Origin of the sequence: Actinomadura keratinilytica (assembly GCF_039539665.1) — a bacterium.
Taxonomy (GTDB): Bacteria; Actinomycetota; Actinomycetes; order Streptosporangiales; family Streptosporangiaceae; genus Spirillospora; species Spirillospora keratinilytica.
On record NZ_BAABDO010000096.1, the window covers coordinates 1 to 25,347 of the forward strand.

The window sequence follows — 25,347 nt, forward strand, 5'->3', positions numbered from 1 at the left end:
TGCTGGTCACCGCCTTGTTCTGGATCAACGCATGATCCACCGGACACGCCCTAGGTCCCGAAACCATCCGGTGACCGCGTCGCCGGCCATGCACGCAAGGTCGGCGAAGCCGCACTTCTTGCGCGGTGTGCCGATGTTGTCGAACGGGGAGCCGGGGTCCTGCACCCACTTGCCCGGCTCCACGGTCCCAGGCGTCTCCGCTGGTGCGGAGTTCAGACTGGCGGTCGGTGTGGTCGGTGACGGCTCGGGCGACGCGGGGGCAGCCGCCACATGCACTCTCGCGCTGGCTGCGGCAGTCTGCCAAAGGCCTGGACTGACGCCGGTGACGAGCAGCGCGGCACCGATCACGCCAGCCAGGACCATCACCAGGAGGAGCCAGCACCTGGGACGAGGGCTGGCCATTCATGCCCCCACGATCTTTCTCAGAATCTGCACCAGCACGGGGGCCAGGACCGCGATGCCGTAGCCCAGCGCCGCGTACTTAAGGGTTTTCTTGGCCGCCTCCACTTCGCCGGGATCGCCTCCGGCCAAGATGTAGCGGACGCCGCCGATGGTGGCGAACAGCGTCGCCAACCCCACCAACAGGCCGACGAGCACGTTCCGCAGATTGGTGATCACCTGGTTGAGGTCGGCGACCGCGACCAGGTTCGTGGCCGCGTCAGCCACCTGCGGCACCAACGCCACCCAGGCGCCGATACCGGCAGACCACAGCGCCACGGCACCGGTGAGACGGATCCAGCTCACCCCTCGCCACGCCGAGCGCCACCGAGACGAATCTGACTGCATTGAGCAACTCCCACGAGTTGACGAAGCCGGAGGAAATGCCTGGGCCAGGGAAGTCCGCAGGGCCGCGATGGCCGGGCTTGCGGGTGTCCCTCCTTCGAGGTCCTCGGAGGAGCGGTGTGCAACGGGGATCGAGCGGCCGCCTCAGCCGGGCCGTCGCGATGCCCCGCGGACTTCCTCGTCGCTCTCTGAAAGCCCGGCTACCAGCAGAGATTCCGATCCAGGCCAGCAGAATTGGCCGTGACTTTGCCGTCCTGAATGGCCGCGGTGAGCCGTTTCTCGGCCCGCTCACGCCGGTCGTACAAGCGTCGCGGCACCTCACCACGCTCACGGGCAAAGGCACTCAGTGGAACCTTCTCCAACCGCGTGACCCCGATCAGCTCCGCTTCCTCGGGTGTGATGACGCCTTGACGGACGGCGTCGGCGAGCACCAAATCCTCATGCCCGCCTGCCGGACGCGGAGCGATCACCGACAGCGTCTCAGCGGGGAGGGGGACGCAGCTGGCCGCTTGGCGGCAGGTCTTCACGGCGGCGCGTTTGGCCGCCCACAACAACCGCGGAGCCACCGAGTGACGCTCCAGGTCGACGCTGGCCAGACCGGCGACGAACGCGGTCAAGAGCGTGGAGATGACGTCCTCGGCGTGCGCTGCGGACAGGCCGCGCAGCAGACGTGCGGCGATCTGCTTGAGCCCGGGCATGGCCACCCCGACACAGCCGATCGTCCACGCCGGCCCGTCCGACCGGGAGCGGCGGACCAGTTCCCGCCAGGCGGCGTCGCGCGCGGACAGCTCCGTGGCCGGATGCAGCAGGAGTGCCCGCAGTTCCCGCAGATCGATGTCCCGGGCAGGAAGACCATGCCCGATCACCGCCCCATCAAGGGCCAGCGGCGACGGGCCGCTCACCAGGAGATTGAAGTGCTGGTCGGCGAGATCAAGCGCGTTGCACCGCGCGGCGTCGTACTGCTGCTCGGTCGTGGTGAGGTTGGAGTGCATGACAGGCCCCTCAATGCTGAGCGGAGTGATCGGACGCCGCCAGTCCTCCACCCTCGTTCGGGACTATCTCGGGGTCTTTTCGGGGCCGGTTCGAGGTCCTCGCTCCGCTCCTGCAACCCTCAGCTTCACCTCTGACCTGCAGAACCCCGGGCGCGGGGGAGGTGACTGGACCGCTGAGTAAACATGGGACAAGTCCCAAAACCCGAGCTGACCAGCCACGACTGCAGCGCCAAAGCGCGCTCGTAAAGGATTGTTGAATCGTCGATCACATATCCACGCATCGAGAAGAAATGCCTACCTTAGGCGTTGAGGGAGACAAGCGTCCTACTCTGGTGATTCGTCCAGGTGTTTGGCGGACTCTTTACGAGAGGCGCTCGGAATGATTCTGCCCGGCAGGGCTTTTAGAGGTGCGACAGGGATCGAGTGACCGCTCCGGGTCACCGCACGATGAACACGCCACCCAGCTTCGGGTCCTCGAACCCGAACAACCGGCGGGCGGGCGTCAACGCCAAGAATCGGCAGCTGCTACCGCTGACGGTCTGGCTGTGTCCCGACACCGCCCACGAAGCGGGCACCATCACTGCGAGCCAAGATCACCAGCAGACCGAGTTGTGTCTGCGTCACACGCGAGCTGTGGGGACCGAGCTCGCCCGCCAGCTGATCTCCACCTGCACGCCCCAAGGCGGTGTCGTGGCCGAGGCGTTCACCTCCAGCGACGCCACCCTGCGTGCGGCCGCCGAACTCGACCGGCGGGCGATCGCCTGCGTGCCCCATCTCCCGCTGGCTCGGCACATCGGTGGACGCCTTCGCGCCGACTGCTCACCACAGCAGCTGTCGCGGATCGCGATGCGTCCCTGCCGACCCGATCAGATGCATCGCGGTCTGGCCGACTTCGCCGGCGAGGTGGCCCTGGTGATCGCGGCACCGCCCCCATACTCTCTCGGCAGTCCGACCAGTGCAGGTCGGTGCCCGGGCTGCCTGTCGGACGCCCTGACCAGCAGCGAACTGCGCATCGACGGCTTCCTCTTGGCGGCCTGGCGTACCCTGCGCCGCGGCGGCCACCTCGCCCTGATCACCACATCCCGGCACGAGAAGGGACGCCTGGTCGACCCGGCACCCCAGATCATCCGGCAGGCCAGAACACTTGGATTTCGCTACTCCCAGCACGTCATCGCCCTGCGCGTCCCCGTCCAAGGCGACGAACTTCTCGTACAGGCCAGCCCTACACAAGTGGCACAGCTTCGTGACATCAGATCGCGTGCCTTGCCGCCGGCTGTCAGCGTGCATGCCGATGTGTGCCTGTTCACCAAACCACCCGCAGCCCGTACCGGCGGCCAAGGGGCAGACCGATGAAGAACGCCGCCGTCCAACAGTCCGCGAAGGAACTGTGCGTGTCGGCCCGTCCGAGGCTCTCGGTGCTGGCTACCGCGCAACGACCCTCCCGGCAACAGCGCCAAGGCCGGTACGTGCCCGAGTCGATGAAGCACCCGGCCCGCATGCTGCCCGCCATCGCCGCCCACGTCATCACCGACTACACCGGCCCTGGCGAGCTGGTTCTCGACCCCATGTGCGGGATCGGAACGACGCTGGTGGAGGCGATCCACCTGGGCCGCGACGCCGCGGGCATGGAGTACGAATCCGACTTCGCACACCTGACGTTGCGGAACCTGCGGCACGCCCAGACCCAAGGTGCCACGGGGACGGCACGGGTGGTGTGCGGGGACGCGCGCAACATCGCCACCGTGTTCGCCGAACTGGGCGGCAAGGTCGCGCTCGTGCTGACCTCGCCGCCCTATGGATCTCACACGCACGGGCACGTCAGATCCGGACGTGACAACGGCGGCGGAAAGATCGAGAAGACCAACTACCGCTATTCCACCGACCCGGGCAACCTCGCCCACTGTGGCCTCGATGAGCTGCTGGACGGGTTCGGACGCATCCTCACCGGCTGCGCTGAGCTGCTTCAGCCCTTCGGGGTGGTCGCTGTCACCGTCCGTCCCATCCGCGTCAGAGGCGAGCTGATCGACCTTCCCGGACGTGTCGCCGAGACCGCGGAGCGTTCCGGGCTCGTGTTGACCGATCGGCTCGTGGCCCTGCTGTGTGGACTGCGTGACGGCCGCCTCGTCAATCGGGCCTCCTTCTTCCAGATGCTCGAGACCCGCCGCGCCCGAGACAAAGGCATCCCCGCCTGCGCGACCGCGCACGAGGACCTGCTGGTATTCCAGCGCATCACTGACCTCAACGCAGATCGCGAGTGAGTGACCAAAGCCCAGCCGAGCGTCGTTTGTTGGCAGAATCGCTGCCGACTTGGGCGCTTCGGGTGTCGTCTCCTGCGATCAGCAGGGCTAACTGCAATCGCCATGGCCTTTTTCTGCCGCGCACTTTGTGATGTCCGTGCCGGAAAGGCTTCGTGCTGGAGGTGCGGGCGCCGGTTGCGCCTTGACGTTCACGTTTGAGGCAAGCGTGCATGCGCTTGTGACCGCCGCCGTTCGCGACCGTCCAGCGGGGTTTTCCTGGCGCGCACTCGTTCCGCCTCTATGGCGGCACGGTGAGGGGCGGTGTACGGCGCTTGGCTGGACATCGCACCTTGCCGCGAGCCACAAGAGTCGCAACCGCTCTTTTCGGCGCGGCCAGGTTGTCGGACGTTCCTGTGCGGAGCGGTCATGAATGCAGACCAGCCACGATCGATCGGAAGAGCCATGTCATCCACCAGGCCTGAGGGCAGCTCTCTCAAGAGGACCGACCACCCGAACCGGACCGGTACCGAGGCTCACGGTGAAAAGGCGCGCACGGCGGTGCGGTTTGCCTTCTATGGCTGCACGCCGCAACGCGCTGAAACCGGCCGCATCGCCCACGTCCAGCGTGCCCAGCAACGCGCCGTCGCCCAGGAGGTGATCAAGCCGTGCGGCGGACAGATCGTCGCCGAGTACTTCGACACCTACACCCGCCACTGGACCGCCGACATTCCACCCGAAACCCACCGGCCCTGGGGACAGCGGCCCCACGCCCGCGCGCTGATCGACGCCCTCACCACCGACACCTTCGACGCCGTGGTGATCGGAGACCTCAGCGCCGCCACCTTCGGCAGCACCAGTGTGTGGGACGTCGTCGAACTCCTGCGCCAGCACCGCAAGACGCTGTGGGCCCCAGGCATCGAGGGTGCACTCGACCCTGACAACCTGGCCCAGCTGCTGCTGGTCAAGGTCGTCATCGGCGCGCCCCTCCCACGGCCTCGAAGTTCGGACCACTGAAGGGCTGAGTAGTTCTCCGAGCCAGCTGGCCGCATGGGACGGCCTCTAGAGGCCGTCCCATGCGGCCGGGCTGCCTGCTCTCGACTCCACACGATCACTTGCACACTCAGCGAAGGGACGCTGCATGACCGATCCCTCTACCAAGACCAACCACGACCGTCCTTGCCGTCAGCGCGTCGAGCGTCCCCATTTCTCGACACGGCGGCCGAGACGACGCTGTCGACGCACCATGACTCGTGGTCTGTCAGCCGAAGAGGTCCGCAACTTGCCGGTGACCATCGACCTGCTCACGGCCAGTCGCGCGCTGGGGATCGGGCGCACCAAGGCCTACCAGCTGGCTCGCACCGGCGAGTTCCCGTGCCGTGTCTGGCGGGTGGGGCGCAGCTACCGGGTCCGCACCACCGACCTTCAGGCATTCCTGGGCATGGAAACCGCGAGACGCTCGCGGCGGTCGGCGTCGCGGCGAAAGGACAGATGAGCATGGCTGCCAAAGGGCGCACCTTCAAGATCTGCGGATGCCGGGACGAGACGGGAAAGAGGCTGGGGAATCGGTGCCCGAAGCTGCGCCGCGCCGACGGTCGATGGAGCACCACTCATGGCACCTGGAACTACCAGCTGGAGCTGCCACCCAATAGTGATGGCAGTCGGCGCGGTCCGCTGCGCCGCGGCGGATACGCCAGCCAGGACGCCGCCGAGGCCGAGATGAACCAGGTCAAGGAACTGCTCGCCATCGCGGCGGACGACGCCGCTGTCGCTGTGCAGATCGCCGACCTGATCGTGGCCACCGTCCGGGCGACCAAGCAGCTCCCCGCCGCCGAGGAGGTGCGGCGCAAGGTTCGGGCCGGGCAGGACCTTTCGCGGTCGATCACGGTGGGGGAGTACCTGGACCAGTGGCTGGCCGGACGCAAGGCCCTGCGTGAGAGCACGCGGCGCAGCTACGCCAACCACATCCACCTCTATCTCAAACCGCACCTGGGTGACATCCGCCTGGACCGGTTGCGGGTAGCCGACGTGGACCGGATGTTCGAAGCCATCGACGAGCTCAACGAACTGATCGTCCAAGCCCGCGAGTCCGGTGATCCCGAGCTGCGGGCCCGGGTGAAGGGGCGGCGGGTGGTCGGGGCGGCGACCAAGCAGCGGATCCGCGCGACGCTGCGCAGCGCGCTGAACAAGGCGATCAAACAGCGACTGATCGAAATCAACGCCGCCGCGCTGGCGGAGCTGCCTTCGGGCAGGGCGCCCAAGGCGCTGGTGTGGACCGAGGAGCGCATTGCCGAATGGCGCAAGAACCTTGCCGTCTACACCGCTGAGGTGAACGCGCGCCGCAGGCGCCAGTGGGAGGCCGACCCCAACCGCGCCCAGGGCACCCAGATCAATCGGCTGGACGCCTATATCGGCGCGCCCCGTCCGTCCCCGGTGATGGTGTGGACCCCGGCCCTGACCAAGCGGTTCCTGGAAAGCGCCGAACGGCACCGGTTGTATGCGCTGTTCCATCTGATCGCGTTCCGTGGGCTCCGGCGCGGTGAAGCGTGCGGGCTGCGCTGGAGCGATCTGGACCTGACCTGCGGCACCGCCACCGTCCGCTGGCAGCTCACCCAGGTCGGAGCAGAAACCATCCAGGGCAAGCCCAAGTCCGAGGCGGGGGAGGCGAGCATCAGCCTGGATGCCTCCACGGTCAAAGTTCTGCGAGCCCATCGGGCGCGGCAGAACGCTGAACGCCTGGCCGCCGGGGACGCCTGGACCGAGACCGGATTCGTGTTTACCACCGAGACCGGTCGGCCGTTGGTGCCCAACCAGGTGACCGATCAGTTCGAGCGGTTGGCGATGGAGGCGGGGCTGCCGCCGATCCGGCTGCACGATCTGCGGCATGGTGCGGCGTCGTTCCTGCTGGCGGCCGGGTACGACATGAAGGTCGTCCAGGAGACCCTGCGGCTGTCTTCGATCAGCATCGCGGCGGATACCTACACCAGTCTGCTGCCGCAGCTGGGCCGGCAGTCGGCGGAGGACGCCGCCGCGGTCATTTTGAACGCCGACCCGCACCAGCCCACCACCCCGACGGGCGGACAACAGGTGGCCACGCTGGCCTGACAGCGCCGTATCCGCGGCCCGCCCTGGTGGTGTCCCGGGGCGGGCCGACACGTGTTCACAGGGGCCGCTACGGCCGTCAGGATGTTGGGCGGTGTCGCTCGCGACCGGGAAAACGGGTGGTGTGGCTTGGTCCAGGGCGGCGAGCAGCCATGGAGCAGCCAGGGGGACGAAGCGGTGCATAAATGCCGCTGGGCATCCGCGACATTTTCGCGAATGCCCAGCGTACGGCGGGTGCGCCGTCAGGGACTTGAACCCCGAACCCGCGGATTAAGAGTCCGCTGCTCTGCCAATTGAGCTAACGGCGCTTGTCGTTGGGAGTTGCCCCCCTCCGGGAGGTCGCCCTCCCTGGCGACACCCAGAAGGTTAGCAGGACCGGCGGACCAGTGCGAATCGATTACTCCTTCGCCGGCATGACGCTCACGATGCCGCGCCACAGGGCGATGGCGGTGGCGCGGGAGCTGACGCCGAGCTTGGAGTAGATGCGGTTGACGTGGTTCTTGACGGTCTTCTCGCTGAGGAAGAGCTGGCGGGCGATCTCGCCGTTGGAGCGGCCGCTGGCGATGAGGTCCATGACCTCGGCCTCGCGGGCGGACAGGCCCAGGCTGACGCGGTTGGCGTCGCGGACGCCGCGGATCACGTCGCGGACGGTGAAGGAGCCGCGGACCAGGTGGCCGGAGGCGCCGTTGCGGATGGCGGCCTCCACCGCGCCCTGGTCGTCGGGGGAGGCCAGCACGAAGACGCGGGAGGAGCGGCTGAGGAAGGCCGCCTGGCGGGCGGCGGACGCGTCCAGCAGGATGAGGTCGGGGCGCAGTTCCTCGGCCAGGCGGGCGGCGTCGCCGCCGTCCCCGGTCTCCGCGATGACCTGGAGTTCCTCGCTGTCGGACAGCAGTGCGACCACCTCCGCGCGCTCGTGGGGGTTGCCGTCCACCACCAGTACGCGCAGCGGGGCCGTTTCGTCGACACTCATCCCGTCTCCGGCGGTCGCCCTTGGGGTGTCATTGTCATTTATAGGGTCGGAGCATAACCGGCCGATCATCAAGAGCCAACGAGCCTGGTCAAGATGAGGGTGATCCGCGGCAACGGCAAGGGCCCGGCCGCCGAGGCGGCCGGGCCCTTCTCGTGGGGTGAGTGAGGGGACTTGAACCCCCGACACCCAGGACCACAACCTGGTGCTCTGCCGACTGAGCTACACCCACCGCGGCCGGGAGCGCATCCCGGCTGAAGAAAGTGTAGCGGTTCCGGGCGGGTGGTTCGCCACAGGGTTTCGGCGGCCGGGCTCAGCCGGACGCCGAGGGGGCGGCGATCTCGGCCGCCAGGGCCCGGGCCGTCTCGGAGTCGGGGCCGGGCTGCGGCACGAAGACGGTCGCGCGGTAGTAGCGCAGCTCCTGGATGCTCTCGGTGATGTCGGCCAGGGCGCGGTGGCCGCCCTTCTTCTCCGGGCTGGCGAAGTAGACGCGGGGGTACCAGCGGCGCGTCAGTTCCTTGATGCTGGAGACGTCCACCATGCGGTAGTGCAGGTGGGCGTCCAGGGCCGGCATGTCACGGGCGAGGAACGAGCGGTCGGTGGCGATGGAGTTGCCGCACAGCGGGGCCTTCTTGGCGTCGCGGACGTGCCTGCGGATATAGCCGAGCACCGCTTCCTCGGCCTCGGCGAGGGTGACCCCGCCGGGCAGCAGGTCCAGCAGCCCGGACGTGGTGTGCATGTCGCGCACCACCTGCGACATCCCGGCGAGCGCCTCCTCCGGAGGCTTGATCACCACGTCGATACCCTCGTCGAGGATGGTGAGCTCGCTGTCGGTCACCAGCGCGGCTATCTCGATCAGCGCGTCGCTGCGCAGGTCGAGACCTGTCATCTCGCAATCGATCCAGACGAGACGCTCGTTCACTTCATGCCCTCTCACCTGCGATGACTCTGTGGTGAGTCCACTCCGGCGGGCGGGCGCCCGGCCCGTGGAGCCCGCCGGACGCGCCGTCGCCGGCCGCAGTTCCGGGCTTCACCAACACGTACACGCAGCCAGGGTATGACGCTCGGTGGCGGTACACGACCAGGGGCAATGATCAACCGGACCCCGGCGGGCGGCGGGGACTTTCTACGCGCGGCCGGCGATGTCGGGCGGCACGGGGATTCCGGGGCGCAGCCGGGGGTCCGGCACGGGGTCGCCGAACGCCTGGTGGACGGGCAGGACCCCGGCCCACACGTCCAGGGCGTAGTCTTCGTCGTCGTCGTTCGGGCCGCCCTCGCGCGTCTTGACCGAGGCCTCCTCCAGGGAGACGGCGAGCACGGAGGTGGCGGCCATCTCCTTGGGGGTGGGGCGGCGCGCGGTGTCCCATCGGCCCGGGGCCAGCCGTTCGGTGATGGCGCGCAGGCCCGCGAGCTTCTCGTCGGGGTCGGTGACGTTGCGCGGCACGCCGTACACGATGGCGCTGCGGTAGTTCACCGAGTGGTGGAACAGGGCGCGGGCCAGCACGATGCCGTCCAGGTGGGTGACGGTGACGCAGATCTCCTGGGAGGGGGCGGCGCGCAGGCTGGCGGCGCCCGTGGAGCCGTGGACGTACAGGGTGTCGTCGATGCGCCCGTAGGCGGTGGGGATCACGCGCGGGGTGCCGTCCACCACGACGCCCAGGTGGCAGATGAGGCCCTCGTCCAGGATCTCGTACAGCGCGGAGCGGTCGGTGCGGGCCCGCGCGCGGTTGCGGCGCAGGATGGTGCGGTCGGTGGGGGACAGGGGCGTTGTGCTCATGGATCCGTACGGTAGGAAGGAAGTGGCCTGGCCTGTAGAGCCACTTGACAGCGATCGCAGGAGACCACTTTGCCGACCCGACCGACCCTGCCGCTGACGGTCGACCGTTCCGCCCCCGAGCCGATGAGCGTCCAACTGGCGCGGCAGTTGCGGTCGGCGATGAGCGAGGGGCGGGTGGCCCCGGGGGAGCGGCTGCCGTCCACCCGGGCGCTCGCGGCGGAGCTGAAGGTCAGCCGGACGGTGGTGACGGAGGCATACGAGCAGCTGTACGCCGAAGGGTGGCTGGAGGGGAGGCACGGCTCCGGCACCTACGTCACCGACATCGCGCCGCCTGCGGGCGAGGCGGCGCCCGTGCCGTTCGACACCGGCGGCGGGGACGGCTGGGAACGCACGGAACAGGGCGTGACGGACCTGCGGCCCGGGGTGCCGTGGGTCGGCGCGCTGGACACCCCCGCCTGGCGGCGCGCGTGGCGGCTCGCCGCGAGCGTGCCGCCCGCGATGCGCCCCGACCCGCGCGGGCTGCCCGCCCTGCGCGCCGGGCTGGCCGACTACGTCCGCCGCAGCAGGGGCGTGGCCTGCCCGCCGAGCCGCCTGCTGGTCACGCGGGGCGCCACCAACGGGTTGGACCTGCTGGCCGCCACCGTGCTGCGGCCCGGCGACCGCGTCGGCGTGGAGGAGCCCGGGTACGTCAAGGCGCGCACGGTGCTGGCCGCGCGCGGGGCCGAACTCGTGCCGTGCCCGGTGGACGAGCACGGGCTCATCGTCGACGCGCTCCCGGGCGGCCTGCGCCTGGTCTACACCACGCCGTCGCACCAGTACCCGCTGGGCGGCGTGCTGCCGGTGCCGCGCCGGCAGGCGCTGCTTGCCTGGGCGCGGCGGACGGGCGCGCTCGTCGCCGAGGACGACTACGACGGCGAGTTCCGCTACGACGTGGCGCCGCTGCCCGCCCTGTACGGCCTGGATCCCGACATGGTCGTCTACCTCGGCACCGCCACGAAGATGCTGACCGCGGACATGGGGGTCGGCTGGCTGGTGGCGCGTCCCGAGCTGGTGGAGGCGGTCGCCGCGCGCCGCGACGGGCTGAACGACCGCACCGCCGTCGTCCCGCAGGAGGCGATGCGCCTGCTGCTGGAGCGCGGCGACCTGGACCGGCACGTGCGGCGCATGCGCGCCGAGTACGCCCGGCGCCGCGCGGTGGTCGCCGAGGCCCTGGACGGGCTGCGGCTGCGCGGCGACACCGCCGGGCTGCACCTGGTGGTGGAGCTGCCGCGGCCGGAGGCGGCGCGGGTGGCGGCCGAGGCGGCGCGCCGGGGCGTGCTGCTGGACACGCTCGACCGCCACCACGCCGGACCGGTCCGCGTGTCCGGGCTGGTGATCGGCTATGGCGCCGCCGCGTCCGCGGCCGAGCTCAGGACCGCATGCTCGCTGGTTCGGGAGCTTGCGGGACGGCCGCCGGCCGCGGGTGCCCGGGGGCGGGCAGCGGCGCGCTGGCGGCCGCCCGCGTAGCGGGCACGTCGTCGCAGCCGGCCGGGCCGGGGCCCGGTCCGGCGACGGGCTCGACCGCGGCGACGTGCGCGACGAGCGCGGGCAGGTATTCGCGGGAGTGGCCCGGCCGGTGCAGGGGGTCGGACGTCCGCGCCGGATCGGACCCGCGCAGCGTCTCGGCCGGACGCAGGGGCTCGGCCGCGTGCAGGGAGGCGGGCACGGGTTCGCCGGGCCGGTGCGCGGCGATGCGGGTGCCCGCGGGGGGCAGGTCCGCGGCCGGCTCGGAGCCGGGCACGGCGCGCGGGTGCGGGACGGCGGTGATCGGGGTGTCCGGCCCGGTGACGCGGTGGATGTCGATGGCGCCCGGGTCGGGGCGGGAGGTGTCGGGCACCTGGGAGCCGCCGTAATGGCCGCCGCGGGCCCAGTCGCGGCGGGAGCGGCCGGAGTGGTACGACTGCGGGGACGGCAGCGGCGGGCCGGCGGGCCAGCGGCGGGGCACGCCCCAGGCGTCCAGCCAGCGCATGATCTCTTCGAGCCCGGTGAGCAGGCCGGTGGTGAACGGTTCCCGGGCCTGGCCGACCACCATGATCTGGGCGCAGATCCGGCCCTCACGGCCGGCGCGGCCGGTGAGCGCCCGGGCGGCCCGGACGATGGGGACCTGCTGCACCACCTCGCCGGAGCCGGGGTTCCACACCAGGTGCGCGGGCCGCGCCTCGCGCGCCAGGTCGGCCGCCACCGACCTGGCCGACACCAGACGCGGGTCGGACTCGCTGGTGAGCCATACCACGCGGGGAGCACCTCCCCCCAGCGCGCCGCCGTCGAGTCGTGCCGGCATGCGTCCGGCTCCTGGCAGCCATGCGTCTGCCACGGTGCGTCCCCCCCAATCGGGCGGAGTGGCCCAAGATTGGTCTAGTCCCTCTACCTGTCGTCCGGATCGGGCGGCGGGAGCCCGGCCCGCCGCCGCGGGCTGCCGCGGCGGTGCGGATCCGGATCGCCGAGATCCGATGTTATTGATCCGGATCAGTACCCTTCCGCACTGGCATATCCACCTCCTGTTACGGTTTCGTACATACCGGCCAGAGCGTGCCCCGGTGACGAGTCGGTCACCGGGGAGCAAACCGGCGTTCCCAGGGTATGAGAATTTCTTCCGCGCAAACGGCCGGAAGTGGCCGGAGATTTACCTTCCGCAGCGCGCGACCTGCCCCCTGACGCGCCCATGGACGGCGCCGCCGCTTGGGCGGGGGTGGGGTTCACACCGCGCACCGAGCCGCGTTCTAATAGGGCGTCATGACCGTTGACGCTGAACTTCCGGCCGGGGTCCCCGGCATCGACGTCCCCCGCCTGGCCGGCTGGCTGGCGACGACGCTCCCCGGCAGCGGGCGGATCACCGCCGTCGAGCTGATCTCCGGCGGGAGGTCCAACCTCACCTACCGGATCGTCCTGGACGACGGAGGGCACGGCGGCCCGGGCGCCGGGCGGCAGGTGGTGCTGCGCAGACCGCCCCTCGGCCACGTCCTGCCGACCGCGCACGACATGGGACGCGAGTACCGGGTGCTGTCGGCGCTCGGGCCCCGCACCGGCGTGCCGGTGCCGACGACGCTGGCCTTCTGCGACGACGAGAGCGTCATCGGCGCCCCGTTCTACCTGATGGACCACGTGGCGGGGCGGGTGCTGCGCGAGGCCGAGGACGCCGCCGGGCTCGCCCCCGAGCAGGCCGCGCGGCTCAGCGAACGGCTCGTCGAGGCGCTGGCCGCGATCCACCTGGTGGACGTGGACGAGGTGGGCCTGGGCGACTTCGGCCGCCCCGACGGGTACATGGCGCGGCAGCTGCGGCGCTGGGGCAAGCAGTGGGACGCCTCGCAGGAGGCCGTCCGCGCCGCCGGCGCCGTCCACGACGTCCCCGAGTACGACCGCCTGGCCGCGCGGCTGGCCGAACGGCTCCCCGACGGCGGGCGCGCCGCCCTGGTGCACGGCGACTTCCGGCTGGACAACGCGCTGGTGCGGCTGGAGCCGGCCCCGGGGATCGCCGCCGTCGTCGACTGGGAGATGTCGACTCTGGGCGACCCGCTGTCCGACCTGGGGCTCACGCTCGTGTACTGGGCGCAGGCCGACGACCCCGACAGCGAGCGGCTGCCGGTCGGCGCGTCCGTCACCACGGCGCCCGGGTTCGCCACGCGCCGCGAGTTCGCCGAGCGGTACGCCGCGCTGACCGGGTTCGACCTGGCCGACATCGACTTCTACGTGGCGTTCGCGTGCTTCAAGCTCGCGGTCATCCTGGAGGGCATCCACGCCCGCTTCCTGCAGAACGCCACCGTGGGGGAGGGGTTCGACCAGATCGGCGACGCCGTGCCGGTCCTGGTCTCCCGCGCCCACCGCATCCTGGACTCCGGCTCGCCCTGGTAGGCGGCCTCCTCCCGGCGGCCGGCGGCGCGCGGCGCGGGCGTCAGCAGTAGGTGACCGAGGCGGTGGCGCTCGGGGAGAACGACACCGAGCCCGTCTTCTCGCTCCAGCACCAGCCGTTGGTGCGCGACACCCGCACCTCCGCCTTGTCGCCGGCCTCCAGGTGACCGGAGCCGCTCGCCGACAGCTCGCCGGACGTGCCGGTGACCGCCCAGTCCACCGGCCCGCCGACGGCCCTGATGGTGACGGTGCACGCCTCGTCCCGGTCCATGTCGCAGCCGGTGATCGCCAGCCGTCCCTGCTGGGGCGTGCGGGGGCGGTCGGGCTCGGGGGACCGGGACGCGGGGGCCCGGGTCCGGCTGGGCGTCGCCGTCGCCGCCTGCGTCGGCGACTTCGACGGCGACGCGGACGCCGACGGGCTGGCGCTGCTGCCGGCCGGCGACGGCGACGCGCTCCCGACCGTCGCACTGGCCTTGACGGAGGGGGCGCCCGCCGGCTGCGACGGGTCCCCTCCGGACGAGGACGAGGACGAGGAGCCGCCGCTCGGCAGGGCGCTCGCGCCGCCCGGCGAGTCGGAGTCGCCGCCGGTGAACGCCGCGACCGACCCGCCGATCAGCACCACGGCCGCGACCGCCGCGGCGAGCGCGGCGAGGACCGGCCCCCTGCGCCGCGGCGACTCGCGTTCGCGGGCGCGCGAGGCGGCGGGCTGGTAGGGCAGCGGCCAGCCCCGCTCGTCGAACGGCTCGGCCCAGGCGGCGACGGCGCGCCGGTTGTCGGCCCGTTCCGGGTCGGTCGCCGCGCCCAGCACGTCCAGCCGCAGGTCGGCGGGCAGCGCCGCGACCGGCAGCACGGCCAGCAGCCGGTCGGCCGGCAGCCGCGGGGTGTCCCGCTCGCCGCAGGTGGGGCAGCCGGCCACGTGCCGCATCACCGAACGGGCCGACTGCCTCGACAGCGGCCAGCTCTCGGTCAGCGCCGACAGGCTGGGGCAGTCCTCCCAGTGGTTGCGGGCCACCAGCGCGGCGCGCACGGCCGCCTCCAGCGTGGCCTCGGCCTCGCCGAGCAGCACCGCCATCTCCTCGGCCGACTCGCCGAACACGCCCGCCAGGTCCACCGCGTCCAGCTCGTGCCGCGCCGCCAGGTCGATCGCCTCGCGCTGGCGCCCGCTGAGCGCGGCCAGCGCGCTGAGCGCCAGCATCCGCCGCTCCTCGCGGCGTTTGAACTGCTCCTCGCTCAGCTCCCCGTCGTCGACCTCGGCCGCCTCCTGCCCGACATGCCGGGACGGGCTGTCGCGGCGGCGCAGCGACTCCTTGCGGGCCAGAGCGTACAGCCAGCCGCGCAGCCGCTCGGGCGTCCGCAGCCCGCCGACGTGCTCGCGCGCCGAGACCATGACGTTGCGCAGCGCCCCCGCCGCCTCGACGCGGTCCCGCAGCAGACCGTGGCAGTAGTCGAACAGCAGGGGCGCGTAGGCGTCGTACACCTCCGACAGCGCGATGACGTCCCCGACCCGCAGTGATTCCGCCAGCCGGGGGTCATCGAAGCGCCCCTGTGCAGGCCCAGCGGCCACGACGATCCTCCCGTGCTCGATGATCCGAACATCCCCGCAAGCGAGCCCCGACGCCGGTCGGCCGACTCTGGGTGCCAGATCCTGCCATCAAATTCGGGAGATTTCAGATCCATACGGGACCGAAGAGACCGCAAGACGGCACGCTCCGTGGTCATTTCGCCACGTGGGCGGGCGGTTTTCGGACGTGCTGTGATCTGAGTCTCGTCACGGCGCCGATGATGGTTCCGGCACGCGTGCGGGACCGCCGGAGAACGCCTCCTCAGCCCTCCACGGCGGGGGCGCCGCCGGCCGGGGAGTCGTCCTCCGGGACCTCCGGGCAGGTCCAGGTCACGGTGGCCGTGCCCGAGGGGGCGAACCGCACGCTGCCCGAGTGGGTCCCGGGCGGGCAGTCGGACGGGCGCGACGCGGTCACGCTCGCCTTGCCGCCGCCCAGCAGCCGCCCGCCGCCGGAGGCGCTCACCCCTCCCGACGTGCCGATGACCGCCCAGGCCACGGGGCCGCCCATCGCCCGCACCGGCACCGGGCACGACAGCTGCCCCGCGGGGATCGCGCAGTCGGCGACCGCCAGGCGCCCGGCCGCCGCGCGGGTGGGCGAGGGCGTGCGGCGCGACGGCCCCGCCGACGTCCGCGGCGTCGGGCTCGCCGACGACCGCGACGGGCCGGGCGAGCGCGTGGTGGGCGTCGCGGACGGCTCGGGCGACGGCGACCTCGACGACGGCTCGTCCGAAGGCTCGGCCGACGGCTCGGCGGACGCGCCGGACGCGGACGGGTCCGGCGCCGCGCGGGTGCTCCCGGGGACCGCCCCGGTGCGCTGGCCGGATTCGAGCGGCAGCAGGATGAACGCGCCCGTCACGATCAGCAGCAGCCCCACCGCCGCGGCCGCGACCGGCAGCGGCCCGGGCACCGGACCCCGGCCGTGCGCGGCGAGTCCCCGGAGCCGCGCCACCGGCACCGGCCAGCCCCGGGCGTCGAACGGCTCGGCGCGCTCGGCCGCCGCGGCCAGGGCGTCGGCCGACCCCGGCGCGGTCGCGGTCGCCATGACCCGGGACGGCAGCTCCGACGGCAGCAGCGCCACCGGCAGCACCTGCAGCAGCCGCACCGTCGACACCCGCCGGTAGCGCAGCTCGGTGCACGTCGCGCAGTGCGAGATGTGCTTCAGCAGCCGGCGGGCCAGGGCGGGCGCCGGATGCCGCTCCGGATCGGCGTCCGCGGTCAGCTCCGCCGCCTGCGGGCACGCCTCCCGCCCCTCGCGGGCGACCACGGCGGCGGCCAGGGCGTCGTCCAGCCGCTGCCGCGCCGCGCCGGTCAGGTCGGCGGCCTGCCGGGCGTCCATGCCCAGCACCGCGCCGACCTCCGCCGCCTCCAGGCCGTGCCGCAGCTGCAGGTCGAGCGCCTCGCGTTCGGCGCCGCGCAGGCCCGCCAGCGCGCCGTGCACCAGCCGGCGGCTTTCGAAGCGCTGCGCCCGCTCCGGCGCGTCCAGGAACACGTCCTCCACCTCGGGCGCCTCGCGGCGCTCGGCGGGGAAGTCCGGTTGGGCGCGGCGGCGCAGGCACTCGTTGCGGACCAGGGCGTACAGCCAGGACCGGAACCTGACCGGCTCGCGCAGCACCCCGGCGTGCGCATACGCCTGCAGGAAGACGTCGTGCAGTGCCCGCGCGGCCGTCTCCTGGTCGCGCACCAGCGCGTGGGCGTAGTCGTAGAGGCGCGCCGCGTAGCGGTCGACCACCCGCGCGAGGGACTCGATCGGGTCAAGGGGGCGCGGGCCGTCCGCGGCGCCGTCCCCAGGGGTGTCGTCCTCGGGGGCGCCGTCGTCGGCGGCCAGGAACCGGGCGAGCCTGAGATCGTCCCCGCGATCGAGACTGGGCCAAGGGGACACGCATCCTCCCGCGAACTGAGACGTCGGCACCGCGACCACCGGACGGTCCGTGACTGCTCTCTTTGCGAGCCGTGCCGTGCTCTCCTCCGGAACCTCATGGGCCCGGCCCCGCCACGGGACACGGGGGGAAGGTTGGAGGCCCGACGGCCCCGCTCCCCGTCGGGCCTCCGTATAGATGACGGCCGACCCCCGCCCCCGGTTGACACCTCCGACGAACAAATCTCGAAAAATCCGTCCGGTCCCTTCCGGCTCGGGTCCGCGCCCCCGTCCCAGCCGCTCCGGACGTCCTCTGACGTGCGGTGACGCCTCTCCCGCGCGGGCCGGCCCGGGCGAAAGACCGCGGCGCGGCGCCCCGAAAAGCCGGACGCCCGGCGGACGGAACCTCGTCCGTCCGCCGGGCGTCGCACGTCGCCCCCGGGTTCAGTCGGAGATGCGGCGCGACAGCATCTTCAGGAAGATCTTGGAAATCTCCTGCGGAGTCTGCGCCACCTCGACGTCGCCGTTGGTGAGCGAGGCGATCTGCTCCAGCTCGTTGCGGTCGGTGCCCGGCCCGAAGCCGATCATGTTGACCTGGATCGGCTTGTTCGGATCGATCATCGACTTCAGCCGGGACAGGGTCTGCTTCAGCGTGGGCCCGTCGCTGTCGTCGTTCTTGCCGTCGGTCAGCAGCAGGATCGAGTTGCCGAACTCGGGCTTGTAGGTCTCGTTCATCATCTTGTACGCGGCCAGCACCGTGTCGTACAGGCCGGTGTCGCCGCGCGGCTGGATCCGCCCCAGGTTCGACAGCACCAGGTTGCGGCGGGTGCTGGAGCCCACCCGCTCGCCGAGCGGGCCGAGCGAGACGATCTCCCGCCAGTCCTGTTTCCCGTTGAGGTTGGTGGAGAACACCCACGTGCCGAGCTCGGTGTCGTCGGACATCATGCTCAGCCCGCCCTGCGACAGCTGCGCGACGGCCTGCAGCCGGGTGGTGTTGTCGCCGACCTTCTCGGCCATCGAGCCCGACACGTCGATGACGGTGAGGATGCGCAGGCCCAGCGTCAGCTTCGACCACGCCTGCATGACCCGCGCCACCTCCGAGTCCTTCGGCGTGGGCAGCTTGCGGGGACGCGCCGTGCTCGTCCCGACGCTCGACCCGAACCCGGCGGGCGCCTTGCCGTCCGGAGTGCGAAAGCCCAGCGCCTGCATCTCCTTGCGGGACTCCGCGCCGGTCAGCTCCCGCTCCAGCAGCCGCGCGGCCTTGCGCTCGGCGGCGTCGCCGGTGACGACGGTGAACGGGTAGTCCAGCGACAGCGTGCCCTCGACCGGGTACATCGCCACCGCGGGCTCGGCGGGGCCCGTCCGGTTGAAGGCGTACAGGGCCTGCTCGGACGACAGCGAGATCGGCTGCCGGCCGGTGCCGCCCTTGCGGAACCGGGTGAACTGCGCCTGCACGGTCGGCACCATGCTCTCGCGCACCGTGCGGACGATCCCGGTGAAGATCGAGTCGCGGTTGGGGTCGTTGGTCAGCAGCGTGCTGGTCACCATCAGGGCGCCCATCCCGGCGCCGTTGCGCGTCGGGTCCGGCACCAGCAGCCGCACCGTGCCGGCCGGGATCACCTGGTTCTTGGTCACCGCGCCGCCGGGCGTGCCGCCCGCGGCGTTCAGCAGGTTGTCCCACGACGGGTTGGCGGTGATGCCCTGCCTGCGCAGCTTGGTCGCCAGTGTGCGCGGCATGCCCACCACGACCGGGCTGCTGGCCAGCGAGGTGCCCGCCGTCGCCGGGACGGCGTCCTTGCCCTTGTCGGACGAGCGGACCAGCGACGTCCACAGCGAGGTGTCGGGGATCCACACGTCGGGGCGCCGGTTGGTGGCCGTCGGCACCGCCTGCCCCGACAGCAGCGGAGTGACCGACGAGGGCTCGGCCTTGGCGACCCTGGCCTGCGCGCACTTGCCGTCCACCTTGTGCCGGGCGTCGTTGAAGCGCTGCGCGGCCTTCACCACGGCGGGCTGGATGTCGGCGGACACCGCCACGTCCAGCACGAGCGCGTCGCCGTCGTCGCAGCCGCCGCTGATCTCCGCGAACGCGTACACGCCGACGCCGAGCAGCAGCGCCAGCCCGACCGCCCCGGCCATCGGCCCGATCAGCGCGCCGGCGCTGCGCCGCTTCTTGCGCCGCCTGCCGTCGTACTCGCCGCCGTAGCCGCCCGAACCGCCGCCGCTGTCACCGCCGGACCCGCCGCCGGGAGCACCGGGGCCGCCGGGGCTGGGGCCGCCGGGGCCGCTCGGGCCGCTGCTCGCATGGCCGCCGGAGCCGCTGCCGCCGTAGCCGCCGGAAGCGTAACCGCCGGAACCGGAGGAGCCGTAGCCGCCCGAACCGGAGGAGCCGTAGCCGCCGGAGCCGGAACCGCCGCCCGGGTAGCCGGTCGGACCGCCGTCCGAACTGCGGATGGACTCGTACCGCCCGTACCCCGGGGCCGCGGCGGGCGGCTGCGCGCCGGTGGGTGACGCGTGCCCGCCGCCTGACCCCGCCTGCGGTTCCGGTGCCGGGAAGCCGTAGGTGTCGGAGGACGCCGACGACCGCCCGAGCCCGTAACCGCCCGCGTCGGAGGCGCCGCCGAAGCCGCCGGCGCCGAACACCGGCTGCTCACCGGACCGCCGCGGGGTGAACCAGTCGGGGGTCTCCGCGCCGCCCGCGGAGGCTCCCGGCGCCGCACCGGCGGCCGGGTCGCCGGGCGGCCCGCCCGGCCCTGCCTGCGGTGCCTGCTGCGGACGCGGCGCGAACCAGTCGGCGGAACCGTCGTTCGCCGGACCGAAGACCGGCCTGGACGGGTCGATCCCATCGTCGCCCCGAGGCTCCTCGGGGAGATCACTGTGATGACGTCCGGTCACGGCTGTCCTCGATTCACCAGAAACCCACCGATGTTCCCCGGCACTGTAGTAGTACGAGGGGGAGGTTACAAAAGGTTCATTATTGTTACATTCGCAGGTCATGAGCGTACGGCCGGTTGGCTGTCGTCGCTTCGGCCGGACGGTCACCATGCGCGTCCGGCCCGATACCGGGCACCGGCAACCCGATCGCGACCCGGATCGTCCCCAGTGCGGGGGCACTGTCGGCAGGGACGGCCATCGGGGGATCGTTGGGCGAGTCGAGCATGCGGCGGCCGGCGCCGTCGCCGAACATCGTCGGCCGCGCGGGCGCCGTCGCGGCCTGGGCGGGCGTCACCGCGTGGGGGCTGTGGGCCGCGCTCCGTTACGCCGGGGGCGACCGGCTCCCCGGTCTGGGCGCGCCGTCCTCCCAGCTGCTGGCCTTCACCCCGTACGCGGCGGCGGCCGCACCGCTGCCGGTGCTGGTCGCGCTGGTGCTGCGCCGCTGGTGGGCGGCGCTCGCGGCGACCGTCGTCGCGGCCGCCCTGGCACTGGCCGTGCTGCCGCGCGCCGTGGGCGGCGGCGACCCCGCCGCCCGTGGGCCGGTCGTCCGGGTGCTGACCGCCAACCTGCTGCTCGGCCGGGCCGACCCCGCCCGGATCGTCGACCTCGTCCGCCGCTCCGGCGTCGACGTGCTCAGCCTGCAGGAACTCACGCCCGAGGCGCGCGACCGCCTGGACCGGGCCGGGCTGACACGCCTGCTGCCCCACGCCGCGGTGGACGCCCGACCGGGCGGTTCCGGTACCGGCCTCTACGCGCGCCATCCGCTGCGGGCACTGCAGTCGCCTTCGGGCATGTCGACGGCCACCCCGCAGGCCGAGGTCGCCCTCCCCGGCGGCCGCCGTGCCACGGTCACCGCCGTGCATCCGGTGCCGCCCCTGACCGCCGCCGCGTTCCGCCAGTGGCGCCACGACCTCGCCGAACTGCCCGCCGCCGCGGCCGCGGCGCGGTCCGGCGGGACGGATGCGGTGCGGATCCTCGCGGGCGACTTCAACGCCACGCTCGACCATGCCTCGCTGCGCCGCCTCATCGAACGCGGCTATGCCGACGCCGCGGACCGGGTCGGCGCCGGGCTCGTCCCGACCTGGGGGCTTGGCTCGTCGCGTCCCCCGCTGGCCATCGACCACGTGCTGGTGGACCGGCGGTGCGCCGTCCGCCGCGTCGCCGTGCACGACCTGCCCGGCAGCGACCACCGGGCCGTCTACGCCGAGATCCGGCTCCCTTAGGCGCCGGACGCGTCGGCCGTCTTCGGACGCCGCGGACGCCGGCGGCGGTGACCTGATCCGGCCGACCGGGATGGCCGTATCCGGTCGGCCGCGGGGTCCGGGGGCGGCGGTGCGGGAGCGGTGCGTGACGGCGCCGTCGCGCGGAGGCGGCAGAATTGGGACATGGCCCGGTTCGTCACCGTCTCCGATCCCGCCGACCCGCGGCTGGCCGACTACGTGCGGCTGCGCGACGTCAACCTGCGCAAGAGCCTGGAGGCCGAGCACGGGCTGTTCATCGCCGAGGGCGAGAAGGTCATCCGCCGGGCCGTCGGCACCGGATACCCGGCGCGCTCGTTCCTGATGGCCGAGCGCTGGGTGGAGCCGCTCGCCGACGTGCTGGAACGCACCGACGCGCCCGTGTACGTGGCGGACGACGCCACCGTCGAGGCCATCGCGGGCTTCCCCGTCCACCGCGGCGCCCTGGCCTCGATGCGGCGGCTGCCCCTGCCCGCCGTGGCCGACCTGCTGACCGGCGCCCGCCGCGTCCTGGTGCTGGAGGACCTGGTCGACCACGCCAACGTCGGGTCCATCTTCCGCTGCGCCGCCGCGCTCGGCGTGGACGCCGTGGTGCTGTCGCCGCGCTGCGCCGACCCGCTCTACCGGCGGTCCGTGAAGGTGTCGATGGGGGCGGTGTTCGCCATCCCCTACGCCCGCATGACGTCCTGGCGCGACGGCCTGGCGGAGCTGCGCGCGGCGGGCTTCACCCTGCTCGCGCTCACCCCCGACCAGTCGGCCGTCCCCCTCGACAAGGCGCTGTCCGCCGCCGCGCGGCACCGGGCCGACCGGGTCGCGCTCATGCTCGGCTCGGAGGGCGACGGGCTGTCGTCACGCTGGCTGGACGAGGCCGACCAGCCCGTCTGCATCCCCATGAGCCCCGCCGCCATGGACAACGGCGTCGACTCGCTCAACGTGGTCGCCGCCGCGGCCATCGCCTGCCACGCCCTCATGCGCTGAACGGCGACGGGCCCGCGGCACCGCCTCCGTGCGGCGTCGTCACTTGCCGAAGACGCCCCGGCGGGGCCTGCGGTGGGCGCCCTTCGAGCGCTTCGGCGCCGCCGATCCCCTGACGACCGCGGCCGCGCCGGCGGCGCGGCGCCGTCCCAGCCGCAGCTGCGTCAGCAGCACGGAGAACGCGGCCAGCAGCGCGGCCAGCCACGCCACCTGCGTGCTCGCCATCTGCTCGAACGTCAGGTCCTGCGCGACGGGCGCCTTGTTGTTGCGCAGCCTGCTCTCGGGCGTCGGCGACGACTGCCCCGGTGCGACCGAGGGGCTCGGCGGAGCGATCGACGGCAGCGACACCCCCGGGCTCGCGGGCGGCGTGAACGACGCGTTGGGCGACGGCGGCGTGTAGCTCGACCCGGACGAGTTGCTCCCGCTGCTCCCACTGGACCCGGAGCCGGACCCCGAGCTGGACCCGGACCCCGAGTCGGACCCGCTGTCGTTGTCGTTGTCGTCGTCCTTGTCCTTGCTGTCCTCGTTGCCGGAGGGCTTCTTCCCCTTACCCGGCGACGCGGTCGGCGACTTCGTGGGCGTCGGGGTGGGCGTGGGGCTAGGACTGGGCGACGGCTCCGAAGACGGGGTGAAGGTCAGCGTCACCTGCTCCGTTTCATCAGCCTTGCCCCCGACATCCGGGTAGTCGATCTGCACCACCACGTCGACATCGGTCTTCTCGGTGATGCTCTTCTTGGCCGTCACCTTGGCGACCGTGGTCGGCTTCTCATCGCCGACCTCGATCGTGCAGTCTGCCGGGGGGCACTCCGGTTCGAGGATCGTGTTGTCCTCCGGTGTGCGGGTGACGGACGAGACCGTGACGTCCTTGAGGTCCTGCGCCTCCTCGTTCGCCGGCATCACGGTCACGCTGAGCGTGACGAACTCGCCCGCCTCCGCCGTCGTGCCGGGGGACGCGGTGATTTTCACTGCAAGTTCCGGAGCGTCGTCGGCGGCGAGGACCGGGGTCGCGCCGACGGCGAGGATGGCCGCGGCGGCGAGCCCCAGGACGAGCGGACTACCTGCCGATCGGGAGAGCACCGCTCCCGCACCTCCGTCGGTTAGTCGTCGTTGACCGCCGTGACGCCGGGGCAGCGCTCACCCCAAGCGCGTATTCCGCATCATGCGAACACGGATCGGCGATCCAAATCAACCCCGATGCCCGTGATTTCATTTCGCTGCGGCACCCCGGCGCGGCTTGCCTACTACTCGGACTACCGCGAGGTCAGACGAGTTCCTCGCGCACGTCGAGGACTTCGTGGCGGGGCGCCCACGCCTGCCACACGCCGTGGTCGACGCGGTCCAGGCCGAGCCGTTCGGCGACCGGCGCGCGGCCGCCCGCGTACTCCACGCGCAACCACGACTCGTGCTCGCCGACCACGATGAACGGCTCGCCGCGCCACGTGCACACGGTGCGCACGTACCGCAGGTCCTCGATCTCCGAGGCCGGCACCACGCGCCGGTACCGGCCCGGCCGCAGCTCCTCGAACCCGTCGGTGGGTTCGGGCGTGTAGAGCCGGACGTCGCCGTCGGCGCCCGGCACCGCCTCGAACTCGCGGCCCAGCCAGCGGGCGACGTATCCGTCCCGGATCATCGGGGCGCCTCCGTCCGGTCGCCGCCGCGGCCGTCCGGCCCGGCGCCGTCGTCCTGCAGGGGCTCGGGCCGCAGCCATGCCAGCTGGTCCGGGTCGTACATGGCGACGAACCGCTCGGATCTGTCCATGCCCAGGTAGTACATCTCCGCGCCGTAGGGAAGGCGCACGCTGTCCACCTTGTACTCGCGGATCGAGCCCGCGCTGCCCGGCGCGAACCCGCCGCCGAGGAACGGCGCCCGTTCGATGACCCAGCCGGAGTCGCCCCAGGCGGCCAGTTCCTCCTCCGTCTGCCCGCCGAACGGGATGCGGTAGAGGTCGGGGCAGTAGGCCGGCCAGCGGATGACGTACACGCCCTCGTCGCCCGGACTGAACGGCGACCCCTCGTACAGCAGGCCCAGCGCCTCGTACAGCTGCATCGGCGTCTGCAGTTCGGCGACGTCCACGGTGGGATGCACGAAGCCGCCCACCCGGTCGTATCCCTGCTCCAGGTACCAGCCGACGTGGCCGTGCGGGACGACCTTCTGCATGATGACGGGCTGCGCGGTCCGCTCGGGGTCGGGTTCGGGCACCGCCGGACGGGCCGCCTGCGCGTAGGGCTGCGGCTGCGGTTCCGGCTCCGGTTCGGCGGCGGCCTCCGGCTGCTGCGGCTGCGGCGGCGCGTCGGGGGGCGAGGCGAAGGACTGCGGAGCCGTGTCGAGCGGGCCGGCGGCGGGCGGCGCCGAGGGCTCGGGACGCGGCTGGACGAGCCCGACGCGCACGGCCCACTCGCTGAGCGACCGGACCTGGTCGCCGGTCAGCGAAGCGCCGATCCGGGTGCCCGGGTTGAGCAGCATGGCCCAGTCGTCCCGCGGCCAGGCGGCGATGAGCTCGCGGAAGTCGGCGTACACGAACCGCGACTCCGGCAGCACCTCCCGCAGCCGCACCAGCGAGGTGAACACCTGCACGGCGGACGGCCCGCGCAGCGCCGCCTCCCAGCGGAAGTCGCGCTGGACGGGCGTGACCTCCAGCGGCGCGTCCTGCGGGATCGGCACCAGGACGTTGGCGGCCAGCAGCACGCGCAGGAACGCGTCGGAGTCGCCGCTCTGCACCGCCTCGTACAGCTCCTGGTCGATGCGGTTGCCCGGCTCGAACTCCGGTTCGCCGGCCGAGTGCCGCGGGCGGTGTTCGGGCGCCGGCTCGGGGCCGGGCGCCCCGGCGGCGGACACCGGTTCGACGGGCCGCGGGCCGGGCTGCTGGGGCGGCTCCGGCGCGGGCGGCAGGCCCATCGGGGAGGTGACCTGCGTGGCTCCCGCCGCCTGCGGAGGCTCGGCGGGCCGCGGCGCCGCGCCCTGCGCGGGATCGGCGGCGTGCGGCTCGGGCACCGGCGGCCGGTCGGGGCCGTGCTGCGGTTCCGGCGGCAGCGGCTGCTCCGGCGGGC

General features: G+C 72.6%; 21 protein-coding genes and 2 tRNA genes. 9 read left to right on the plus strand and 14 right to left on the minus strand.

From position 1 onward, the window contains the following. Positions 1-402: 402 nt before the first annotated feature. Complete coding sequence (locus ABD879_RS24535; protein ID WP_345023954.1) at positions 403-744, minus strand: pilin; 342 nt, start codon at positions 742-744, stop codon at positions 403-405. A 239-nt stretch (positions 745-983) separates the two neighbouring features. Beyond that, positions 984-1,775, minus strand: a complete 792-nt coding sequence (locus ABD879_RS24540; RefSeq protein ID WP_345023955.1) for a hypothetical protein — start codon at positions 1,773-1,775, stop codon at positions 984-986. A 447-nt stretch (positions 1,776-2,222) separates the two neighbouring features. On the opposite strand from ABD879_RS24540, the gene ABD879_RS24545 reads away from it, so the two are divergent. From ABD879_RS24545 to ABD879_RS24565, 5 genes are all read left to right on the plus strand, one after another. After that, positions 2,223-3,128 (plus strand): hypothetical protein, encoded by a 906-nt coding sequence (locus ABD879_RS24545; RefSeq protein ID WP_345023957.1) that lies wholly within the window; start codon positions 2,223-2,225, stop codon positions 3,126-3,128. Continuing rightward, positions 3,125-4,033, plus strand: coding sequence for a TRM11 family SAM-dependent methyltransferase (locus ABD879_RS24550; protein ID WP_345023958.1), 909 nt, complete (start codon positions 3,125-3,127; stop codon positions 4,031-4,033). The genes ABD879_RS24545 and ABD879_RS24550 overlap by 4 nt, the downstream gene beginning before the upstream one ends. A gap of 441 nt (positions 4,034-4,474) precedes the next feature. Beyond that, entirely contained in the window at positions 4,475-5,026 is a 552-nt protein-coding gene (locus ABD879_RS24555; protein WP_345023959.1) for a recombinase family protein, read from the plus strand. Between the two features lie 271 nt (positions 5,027-5,297). Continuing rightward, positions 5,298-5,504 carry a helix-turn-helix domain-containing protein gene (locus tag ABD879_RS24560; protein ID WP_345023960.1) on the plus strand — a complete coding sequence of 69 codons (207 nt, stop codon included), beginning with the start codon at positions 5,298-5,300 and terminating at the stop codon, positions 5,502-5,504. 2 nt (positions 5,505-5,506) lie between these two features. Next, on the plus strand, positions 5,507-7,114 hold the full coding sequence (locus ABD879_RS24565) for a tyrosine-type recombinase/integrase (protein ID WP_345023961.1): 1,608 nt from the start codon (positions 5,507-5,509) through the stop codon (positions 7,112-7,114). Positions 7,115-7,346: 232 nt separating this feature from the next. On the opposite strand, the gene ABD879_RS24570 is transcribed toward ABD879_RS24565, so the two are convergent. The 5 genes from ABD879_RS24570 to ABD879_RS24590 all read right to left on the minus strand — a co-directional run bounded on the left by ABD879_RS24570 (position 7,347) and on the right by ABD879_RS24590 (position 9,855). Continuing rightward, a tRNA-Lys gene (locus ABD879_RS24570) sits at positions 7,347-7,419 on the minus strand. Between the two features lie 89 nt (positions 7,420-7,508). Continuing rightward, entirely contained in the window at positions 7,509-8,081 is a 573-nt protein-coding gene (locus ABD879_RS24575) for a response regulator transcription factor (protein ID WP_345023962.1), read from the minus strand. A gap of 153 nt (positions 8,082-8,234) precedes the next feature. Further along, positions 8,235-8,310: transfer RNA gene (locus tag ABD879_RS24580), tRNA-His, on the minus strand. Between the two features lie 81 nt (positions 8,311-8,391). Next, a complete protein-coding gene (gene orn / locus ABD879_RS24585) occupies positions 8,392-9,000 on the minus strand; it encodes an oligoribonuclease (protein ID WP_285495443.1) in 609 nt (202 codons plus the stop codon). A gap of 204 nt (positions 9,001-9,204) precedes the next feature. Next, positions 9,205-9,855 (minus strand): pyridoxamine 5'-phosphate oxidase family protein, encoded by a 651-nt coding sequence (locus ABD879_RS24590; protein ID WP_345023964.1) that lies wholly within the window; start codon positions 9,853-9,855, stop codon positions 9,205-9,207. A 69-nt stretch (positions 9,856-9,924) separates the two neighbouring features. Between ABD879_RS24590 and pdxR the strand changes: the two genes are divergently transcribed. Beyond that, positions 9,925-11,361, plus strand: coding sequence for a MocR-like pyridoxine biosynthesis transcription factor PdxR (gene pdxR / locus ABD879_RS24595; RefSeq protein ID WP_425549654.1), 1,437 nt, complete (start codon positions 9,925-9,927; stop codon positions 11,359-11,361). Here the strand turns inward: pdxR and ABD879_RS24600 are convergent. Then, complete coding sequence (locus tag ABD879_RS24600) at positions 11,264-12,175, minus strand: hypothetical protein (RefSeq protein ID WP_345023965.1); 912 nt, start codon at positions 12,173-12,175, stop codon at positions 11,264-11,266. The genes pdxR and ABD879_RS24600 overlap by 98 nt on opposite strands. Positions 12,176-12,627: 452 nt before the next feature. Here ABD879_RS24600 and ABD879_RS24605 point away from each other — a divergent pair, with 452 nt between their 5' ends. Then, positions 12,628-13,743, plus strand: coding sequence for a phosphotransferase family protein (locus tag ABD879_RS24605; protein ID WP_345023966.1), 1,116 nt, complete (start codon positions 12,628-12,630; stop codon positions 13,741-13,743). A 40-nt stretch (positions 13,744-13,783) separates the two neighbouring features. On the opposite strand, the gene ABD879_RS24610 is transcribed toward ABD879_RS24605, so the two are convergent. From ABD879_RS24610 to ABD879_RS24620, 3 genes are all read right to left on the minus strand, one after another. Continuing rightward, on the minus strand, positions 13,784-15,304 hold the full coding sequence (locus ABD879_RS24610) for an RNA polymerase sigma factor (protein WP_345023967.1): 1,521 nt from the start codon (positions 15,302-15,304) through the stop codon (positions 13,784-13,786). A 259-nt stretch (positions 15,305-15,563) separates the two neighbouring features. Then, positions 15,564-17,180, minus strand: coding sequence for a sigma-70 family RNA polymerase sigma factor (locus tag ABD879_RS24615; protein WP_345023968.1), 1,617 nt, complete (start codon positions 17,178-17,180; stop codon positions 15,564-15,566). Positions 17,181-17,600: 420 nt separating this feature from the next. Further along, on the minus strand, positions 17,601-20,048 hold the full coding sequence (locus tag ABD879_RS24620; RefSeq protein WP_345023969.1) for a substrate-binding domain-containing protein: 2,448 nt from the start codon (positions 20,046-20,048) through the stop codon (positions 17,601-17,603). 263 nt (positions 20,049-20,311) lie between these two features. Here ABD879_RS24620 and ABD879_RS24625 point away from each other — a divergent pair, with 263 nt between their 5' ends. Further along, on the plus strand, positions 20,312-21,310 hold the full coding sequence (locus ABD879_RS24625) for an endonuclease/exonuclease/phosphatase family protein (RefSeq protein WP_345023971.1): 999 nt from the start codon (positions 20,312-20,314) through the stop codon (positions 21,308-21,310). Positions 21,311-21,472: 162 nt separating this feature from the next. Beyond that, positions 21,473-22,303 carry a TrmH family RNA methyltransferase gene (locus tag ABD879_RS24630; RefSeq protein ID WP_345023973.1) on the plus strand — a complete coding sequence of 277 codons (831 nt, stop codon included), beginning with the start codon at positions 21,473-21,475 and terminating at the stop codon, positions 22,301-22,303. A gap of 39 nt (positions 22,304-22,342) precedes the next feature. On the opposite strand, the gene ABD879_RS24635 is transcribed toward ABD879_RS24630, so the two are convergent. The 3 genes from ABD879_RS24635 to ABD879_RS24645 form a co-directional block, all read right to left on the minus strand. Beyond that, positions 22,343-23,377: a hypothetical protein gene (locus tag ABD879_RS24635; protein WP_345023974.1), complete on the minus strand. Its 1,035-nt coding sequence runs from the start codon at positions 23,375-23,377 to the stop codon at positions 22,343-22,345. Positions 23,378-23,561: 184 nt separating this feature from the next. Next, positions 23,562-23,930 (minus strand): hypothetical protein, encoded by a 369-nt coding sequence (locus ABD879_RS24640; protein ID WP_345023975.1) that lies wholly within the window; start codon positions 23,928-23,930, stop codon positions 23,562-23,564. Then, positions 23,927-25,347, minus strand: a 1,421-nt coding sequence (locus ABD879_RS24645; protein WP_345023976.1) for an SseB family protein, incomplete at its 5' end; no start/stop codon positions are given. The genes ABD879_RS24645 and ABD879_RS24640, both read right to left, overlap by 4 nt.